Genomic DNA, 7,439 nt, shown 5'->3' on the forward strand with positions numbered 1-7,439 from the left:
CCCCGCCGCCGCCCCGGCGTCCGCCGATCTCGAGCGCGCCTGCTGATCAGCCAGCCGCGCAGCGGCACACCCCTGCTGGTCGAGCAGCCGCAGCGGCCCACTCCATGCTGGTCGAGTCGCCGCGCAGCGGCCCCCTCCATGCTGGTCGAGTAGCCGCGCAGCGGCGTATCGAGACCCACCCCCTTCGAACGCCGGATCTCGATACGCCCGCTCCGCGGGCTACTCGATCAGCATGAAGCGACCCGCCCCCTCAGCGCCGCGCCCGCGGGTGCGCCGTCGTGTACACGTCGCGGAGCGTGTCCGCCGTCACCAGCGTGTAGATCTGCGTCGTCGCCACCGAGGCGTGCCCCAGCAGCTCCTGCACCACCCGCACGTCCGCCCCGCCCGCGAGCAGGTGCGTCGCGAAGGAGTGCCGGAACGTGTGCGGCGAGATCTCGCGATCCAGCCCCGCCTTCTCCGCGACCGCGCGGATCACCAGCCACGCGCTCTGCCGCGACAGCCGACTTCCGCGCACTCCGAGGAACAGCGCCGGCGTCGCCCGCCCGCGCCGCGACAGCTCGGGCCGCGCCCGCACCAGGTAGTCCTGCACGGCCTCGCGCGCGAAGCTCCCGAGCGGCACCATCCGCTGCTTCGAGCCCTTCCCGGTCAGCCGCACCACCTCGGAGTCGAACACGTCGTCGACGCTCAGATCGACCGCCTCCGAGATGCGCGCCCCGGTGGCGTAGAGCAGCTCCAGCAGCGCCCGATCGCGCAGCTCCGACAGCTCCTCGCCCCGGGCCGCCTCGAGCAGCGACGCCATCTGCTCGACCGTGATCGCCTTGGGCAGCGTCATCGGGAGCTTCGGTGGCAGCACGTCGTGGGCGACGTCGTCGGCGACGTGCCCCTCCTCGAGCGCGAAGCGGTGCAGCCCACGCACGCTCGAGAGGATCCGCGCCCGCGAGCTCGCCGCCAGCGGCCGTTCGGCCCGCGCCGCGAGCCAGGACGCGAACTCCCCCACGTCCGAGCGCCGGAGCGCCGCGAGATCGGTGACCCCGCGCTCCTCGAGCCAGCCGAGGTACAGCCCCAGATCGCGCCGGTAGGCCGCGATGGTGTGCGCCGAGAGTCCGCGCTCGACGCTCGCCTGCCGGAGGAAGGCGTCGGCGATCGCGGCCGGAGTCACCCCCGGCGGACCCGCGGGTGCCGCGTCCACGGTGCCGAGGCGTCGCCGAGGCCGGCCCAGCCGCGCGCGCGGAAGGCGTCCGCCGCGAGCACCGCGAGGCAGAGGGACGGGTTCTGCACCCGCCGCGCGAGCACGGCGTCGACCGCCTCGTCGAGCGCGACCCAGCGCAGCTCCATGTCGGCCTCCTCCGCCTCGCGCTCGAAGGCGGCGTCGGTGGCGGAGAGATCGCGCGCCAGGTAGATGCGGATCACCTCGTCGCTGCCGCCGGGCGAGGTGGCGAACTCCGAGAGCAGGTCCCAGCGGCCGGCCCGCAGGTCGGTCTCCTCCCCCAGCTCGCGCTGCGCGGCGAGGAGGGCGTCCTCCCCCTCGATGTCGAGGAGGCCGGCCGGGATCTCCCACTCGCGGGTGCGCACGGGGTGGCGGTACTGCTTGATCAGCGCGACGCGGTCCTCGTCGTCCAGGGCGAGCACCGCGACGGCGCCCGTGTGGTCGAGGAACTCGCGGCGCAGCTCGCCGTCGCCGTAGCGGAAGGTCTCGGCGCGGACGCCCCAGACCATGCCGTCGAAGACGCGCTCGCTGGTGAGGATCTCGGGCTCGACGAGCTCGTCCGAGAGCAGCGCGTCCGAGGGCACGGAATCGGTCGCGTCAGTCATCGGAGCCGGCCTCCGACGCCGGGAACAGGCGCGACGCCTCCTGGCGCTCGAGCGCCGCGGTCACGAGCCCCTTGAACAGCGGGTGCGCGTTGTTCGGCCGCGAGCGCAGCTCGGGGTGAGCCTGCGTGCCGACGTAGAACGGGTGCTTCTTCCGCGGCAGCTCGACGTACTCGACGAGGCTGCCGTCCGGCGACGTCCCCGAGAACCAGAGGCCGGCATCGGCGATGCGGTCGCGGTAGCCGTTGTTCACCTCGTAGCGGTGGCGGTGGCGCTCCGCCGCCTGCGGCGCTCCGTAGACCTCCGCGACGATCGAGCCCTCGGCGAGATCGGCCGTGTAGAGACCGAGCCGCATCGTGCCGCCCATGTCGCCGGCGGCGAGGATCTCGACCTGCTCGGCCATCGTCGCGATGACGGGGAACTCGGTCTCCGGGTCGAACTCGGAGGACGACGCGCCCTCGAGTCCGGCCTCGTTGCGTGCGTACTCGATCACCATGCACTGCAGCCCCAGGCACAGGCCCAGGGTGGGGATGCCGTTCTCTCGGGCGAAGCGCAGCGCGCCGAGCTTGCCCTCGATGCCGCGGATGCCGAAGCCGCCGGGGACGCAGATGCCGTCGAGCTCGGAGAGCGCCTTCGCGGCCGCCTCCGGGTCCTCGAGTCCGTCGGACGCGATCCAGCGCAGGACGACCTTGGTCTGCTGCGCGAAGCCGCCGGCCCGCAGCGCCTCGGTGACCGAGAGGTACGCGTCCGGCAGGTCGATGTACTTGCCGACCAGGCCGATGGTCACCTCGTGCTTGGGCTCGTGCACGGCCTCGAGCAGCTGCGACCAGCCGTCCCAGACGACCTCGCCGGCCGACAGGTCGAGCTGATCGATGATGTACGAGTCGAGCCCCTGCTCGTTGAGCATCGAGGGGATCTCGTAGATCGAGGCGACGTCCTTCGCGTTGACGACGGCCTGCTCGTCGACGTCGCACATCAGCGCGATCTTGCGCTTGTTCGACTCCGACACCGGCCGGTCGCTGCGCAGCACGAGCGCGTCCGGCTGGATGCCGATCGAGCGCAGCGCGGCGACGGAGTGCTGGGTCGGCTTGGTCTTCTGCTCGCCGGAGGCGCCCATGAACGGCACGAGCGAGACGTGCACGAAGAAGACGTTGCGGCGGCCGAGCTCGTGGCGCACCTGGCGGGCCGACTCGATGAAGGGCTGCGACTCGATGTCGCCGACGGTGCCGCCGATCTCGGTGATGATCACGTCGGGCTGCGGGTCGTCCTCGGCCTGCAGGCGCATGCGGCGCTTGATCTCGTCGGTGATGTGCGGGATGACCTGGACCGTGTCGCCGAGGTACTCGCCGGCCCGCTCGCGGGCGATCACCCGGGAGTAGATCTGACCGGTGGTGACGTTCGCCGCCTGGTTCAGGTTGATGTCGAGGAAGCGCTCGTAGTGCCCGATGTCGAGGTCGGTCTCCGCGCCGTCGTCGGTCACGAAGACCTCGCCGTGCTGGAACGGGTTCATCGTCCCGGGATCGACGTTGAGGTACGGGTCGAGCTTCTGCATCACGACGCGCAGTCCGCGCGCGGTGAGCAGGTTGCCGAGGCTGGCGGCCGTCAGGCCCTTGCCGAGCGAGGAGACGACCCCGCCCGTGACGAAGATGTGCTTCGTGACCTTCGCGGGGGCGGTGTCGCGCCCGGCCGCAGAAGTGTCGGAAGAGGAAGAGGAAAGGCCCGAGTTCGAATTGTCCACCACGGGGTTCCACCGTAACAGCAGAACCGGGTCCGGGCGCCGCCCCCGCCGATTTCGCACCGGTCGGGGGGCGGCGCACCGGCCGGCGTCAGCGCCGGCGGCTCGACTCGAGCAGCTCGCGCGCGTGCGCCAGGGCGTTCTCGGAGTCCGTGAGCCCGGAGAGCAGGCGCGCCATCTCGGACACCCGCTCCTCCGCGTCCAGCTGGGTCACCGCGCTCGAGGTGACCGAGCCGTCCGAGCCCTTCTCGACCCGGAGGTGGTTGGTCGCGAAGGCCGCGACCTGGGCCAGGTGCGTCACCACGATGACCTGCGACGTCTCGGCCAGGCGCGCGAGCCGGCGCCCGATCTCGATCGCCGCCGCACCGCCGACGCCCGCATCGACCTCGTCGAAGACGAACGTCGGCACCGGATCGTTCGCCGCCACGACCACCTCGATCGCGAGCATCACCCGCGAGAGCTCTCCGCCGGAGGCGCCCTTCGCCAGCGCGCGCGGAGTGGCGCCGGTGTGCGGCTGCAGCAGCATCTCGACCGTGTCGCGCCCGTGCACCGTCGGCTCGCTCGCGCTGCCGACCTGCACGTGCAGGCGAGCATCGGCCATGGCCAGCGCGGTCAGCTCGTCGCTCACCCGCGCGCCCAGCTCGGCGGCGGCCGCGGTGCGCAGCTCGGTCAGCCGGTCGGCGAGCCGCTCGACCAGATCGGCGTCGGCGGCGGTGTCGGCCTCGAGGGCCGCGATCCGCTCGTCGTCGCCGTCGAGCTCGAGCAGCCGCAGCCCGGAGGAGTCGACGAGGTCGAGCACGTCGTCGAGGGTCGGCCCGTAGGTGCGCGCGAGCGCGGAGAGCTCCGCCCGGCGGTTCTCGATCAGCTCGAGGTCGTGCGCGCCGTCGAGGTCGAGCTCGGCGAGGTAGGAGGAGAGGCCGGCCGCGACGTCGCCGAGCAGCACCGACGCCTCGCCGAGGGTCTGGGTCAGCGGCTCGAGCGCCGCGTCGTGCTCCGCCGCGCGCTCGAGCACCCGGCGGGCGATCTCGACGAGACCGAGGGCGTCGCGGCCGTCGAGCTCCTCCGAGGACACGGCCTCGCGGGACTCCCCTGCGGCGATGCGCAGCTGCTCGATGCTGCCGAGCCGCTCGGACTGCGTCGAGAGCTCGACGTCCTCACCGCGCTGCGGGGCGACCACCTCGATCTCGGCGAGCGCACTGCGGAGTCGCTCCGCCTCGCGCGCCCGCGACTCCCGCGCCGTGGTCAGCTCGTCGAGCTCCTCGCGGTTGGCCCGCCAGCGCTCGAAGGCGCTCGCGTAGTCGCGCAGGGCCTCCCCCAGCTCGGGTCCGCCGAAGCGGTCGAGCGCGTCGCGCTGCGCGGCCGCCGAGCGCAGCCGGATCTGGTCCGACTGCCCGTGCACCACGACGAGCTGATCGGCCAGCTCGCTGAGCACGCTGACCGGGGCACTGCGGCCGCCGACGACGGCACGCCCGCGCCCCTCGGCCGAGACCGAGCGCGCGAGCAGCAGCTCGGGTCCGTCGAGGTCGCCGCCGGCGTCGTGGACGCGGTCCGCGACCGCACCCTCCTCGGGCACCAGCCAGCGGCCGGACACCCAGGCCTGCTTGCTGCCGGAGCGGACGGCGGACGCGTCGGAGCGCGCGCCGAGCACGAGGCCCAGGGCGGTCACGACCATGGTCTTGCCGGCACCGGTCTCACCGGTGACGGCGGTGAATCCCGGTCCGAGCGGGAGGGTCGCCTCGGCGATGACGCCGAGGTCGCGGATCTGCAGCTCCTCGAGCATGCGGCTACTCCGTCTCCGCCGACCCCCGCCATCCGCGGATGGGGAGACCGAACTTCTGCACCAGGCGATCGGTGAACGGGGCGTCGTGCAGGCGGGCGAAGCGCACCGGCACGGGCGAGCGGCGGTACACCACCCGCGCCCCGGGCGGCAGCTCGTAGGTGCGCCGGCCGTCGGCCCAGAGCACGCCGACGCCGTCGGTGCGCTCCTTCACCTCGACGGCGAGGCTGGAGTCCGGCCCCACGACGAGCGGGCGGGCGAACAGGGCGTGCGCACTGAGCGGCACGAGCAGCATCGCCTCGAGCGTGGGCCAGACGACGGGACCGCCGCCGGAGAAGGCGTAGGCGGTCGAGCCGGTGGGCGTCGACACGACGATGCCGTCGCAGCCGAAGCTGGAGAGCGGACGACCGTCGACGCCGACCATCACTTCGAGCATCCGCTCGCGGCTGCCCTTCTCGACGGTGGCCTCGTTGAGCGCCCAGGTCTCGTAGACCACGGCGTCGTCGATCTTGACGCGCACCTGCAGCGTCATCCGCTCCTCCACGGCGTAGTCGCCGTCGAGTGCGCGAGCGACCGCGTCGTCGAGGTCGTCGCGCTCGCTCTCGGCGAGGAAGCCGACATGGCCGAGGTTCACTCCGAGCAGCGGAGCCGTGCCGGTTCGGACGATCTCGGCCGCGCGCAGGATGGTGCCGTCCCCGCCGAGGACGAAGACCAGCTCGATCTCCTCCAGCGTGACGTCGGCGCCGAGGACGGCCACGTCGCTGAGCTCGGGCGCGGTGCGGACGATGTCACCCTTGTCGTCGGCGCAGAGCACGGGCCGGGCTCCGGACCCGCGGAGGCGTCCGACCACGAGGATCGCCGCTTCGAGGGAGTCCGCCCGTCCGGTATGGGCGATGACGAGGATGTTGCGCTCGCCAGGAGGGGACTGCATCGAGTGGGTGTCCTTCGGGTCGATCGACGGCGGCGGACACGATCGCGTCACCCGAGGGTGAGCGCGGTGACCGCGTCCCTCCATTCTGTCGGAATCGTTCCGCGGTCGCGGTGGAGGTGCACCAGATACTCCTGATTCCCAGCGCCACCCGGGAGCGGCGAGGCGATCAGACCGGCCACTCCGAGTCCCGCGTCCCAGGCGGACCAGAGCACGTCGGAGAGTGCCTCGCGCCGGAGTTCCGGATCACGGACGATCCCCTCCTTGATGCCGAGGCGGCCCACCTCGAACTGCGGCTTGACCAGCACGACGAAATCGGCGGTCGGCGCGACGGACGCGGCGACGGCCGGCAGCACCATCGACAGGGAGATGAAGGAGACGTCCGCGACGACGAGGTCCGGCACGACATCCGTTCCGGAGGCCGCTGCGAGCGAGGTCGCCGTCATCTCCCGCGCGTTGAAGCCCTCGACGACGCGCACTCGCTCCTCGGAGCGGATCCGAGGCGCAAGCTGCCCGTGTCCGACGTCGAGCGCGATCACCGACGCGACTCCGCGCTCCAGGAGCACCTGGGAGAACCCGCCCGTGGAGGCGCCGACATCCAGGGCGTTCGCACCGTCGACTCGCACGGTGGGGAACGCGTCCAGGGCGGCGATCAGCTTGTGGGCCGCCCGGCTGACGTAGTGGTCCAGCGAGGCGACGGCGACCTCCTGCTCGGGCCGCACTCGGATCGACGGTTTGAGCGCCGGCGCACCGTCCACGGTGACGACACCGTCGGCGATCATGCGCGCCGCATGCACTCGGGAGCGGGCGATGCCTCGCGTGGCGAGTGCGGTATCGAGCCGCTGGTCCTCGGAGTCGGTCATCGAGCGGAGTCACCACCCTCGAGCCGGATCCGAAGCTGCTCCTGCAGTTCCGCGTAGGCAGCCGCCCGCGATGCCAGGGGCGACTGCTCGATGTCGTCGAGACGATCGCCGAGCTCGACGCTCTCGCTTCCGGACGTGCGGTCCTCGGACATCGTCACTCCTCACGGCGCCGCGTCGAGCGGCTAGCGGCTCTCAGGGAGAACCTCTGGTTAAACAGCGATGGCCACCCATTTCTGGGTGGCCATCGTGAATTGGTGTCCGGCGGTGTCCTACTCTCCCACAGGGTCCCCCCTGCAGTACCATCGGCGCTGAGAGTCTTAGCTTCCG

7 protein-coding genes are annotated in these 7,439 nt (G+C 72.3%); all 7 read right to left on the minus strand.

All coding sequences use genetic code 11. From position 1 onward, the window contains the following. Nucleotides 1–250: 250 nt before the first annotated feature. On the minus strand, nucleotides 251–1,189 hold the full coding sequence (xerD, locus tag EDF43_RS09630) for a site-specific tyrosine recombinase XerD (protein ID WP_243582658.1): 939 nt from the start codon (nucleotides 1,187–1,189) through the stop codon (nucleotides 251–253). Then, a complete protein-coding gene (locus EDF43_RS09635; protein ID WP_132438484.1) occupies nucleotides 1,156–1,812 on the minus strand; it encodes an NUDIX hydrolase in 657 nt (218 codons plus the stop codon). Before EDF43_RS09635 ends, xerD begins: the two co-directional genes overlap by 34 nt. Next, on the minus strand, nucleotides 1,805–3,550 hold the full coding sequence (locus EDF43_RS09640; RefSeq protein ID WP_132438485.1) for a CTP synthase: 1,746 nt from the start codon (nucleotides 3,548–3,550) through the stop codon (nucleotides 1,805–1,807). The genes EDF43_RS09635 and EDF43_RS09640 overlap by 8 nt, the downstream gene beginning before the upstream one ends. Before the next feature lie 85 nt (nucleotides 3,551–3,635). Further along, nucleotides 3,636–5,324 (minus strand): DNA repair protein RecN, encoded by a 1,689-nt coding sequence (recN, locus tag EDF43_RS09645; RefSeq protein WP_132438486.1) that lies wholly within the window; start codon nucleotides 5,322–5,324, stop codon nucleotides 3,636–3,638. A 4-nt stretch (nucleotides 5,325–5,328) separates the two neighbouring features. Next, nucleotides 5,329–6,252 carry an NAD kinase gene (locus EDF43_RS09650; protein WP_123733311.1) on the minus strand — a complete coding sequence of 308 codons (924 nt, stop codon included), beginning with the start codon at nucleotides 6,250–6,252 and terminating at the stop codon, nucleotides 5,329–5,331. A 47-nt stretch (nucleotides 6,253–6,299) separates the two neighbouring features. Continuing rightward, complete coding sequence (locus tag EDF43_RS09655; RefSeq protein ID WP_132438487.1) at nucleotides 6,300–7,112, minus strand: TlyA family RNA methyltransferase; 813 nt, start codon at nucleotides 7,110–7,112, stop codon at nucleotides 6,300–6,302. Further along, nucleotides 7,109–7,264 (minus strand): hypothetical protein, encoded by a 156-nt coding sequence (locus EDF43_RS21780; protein WP_165909240.1) that lies wholly within the window; start codon nucleotides 7,262–7,264, stop codon nucleotides 7,109–7,111. Before EDF43_RS21780 ends, EDF43_RS09655 begins: the two co-directional genes overlap by 4 nt. Nucleotides 7,265–7,439: the final 175 nt, after the last annotated feature.

The sequence above is a fragment of the Rathayibacter sp. PhB179 genome, assembly GCF_004345345.1.
GTDB lineage: Bacteria > Actinomycetota > Actinomycetes > Actinomycetales > Microbacteriaceae > Rathayibacter > Rathayibacter festucae.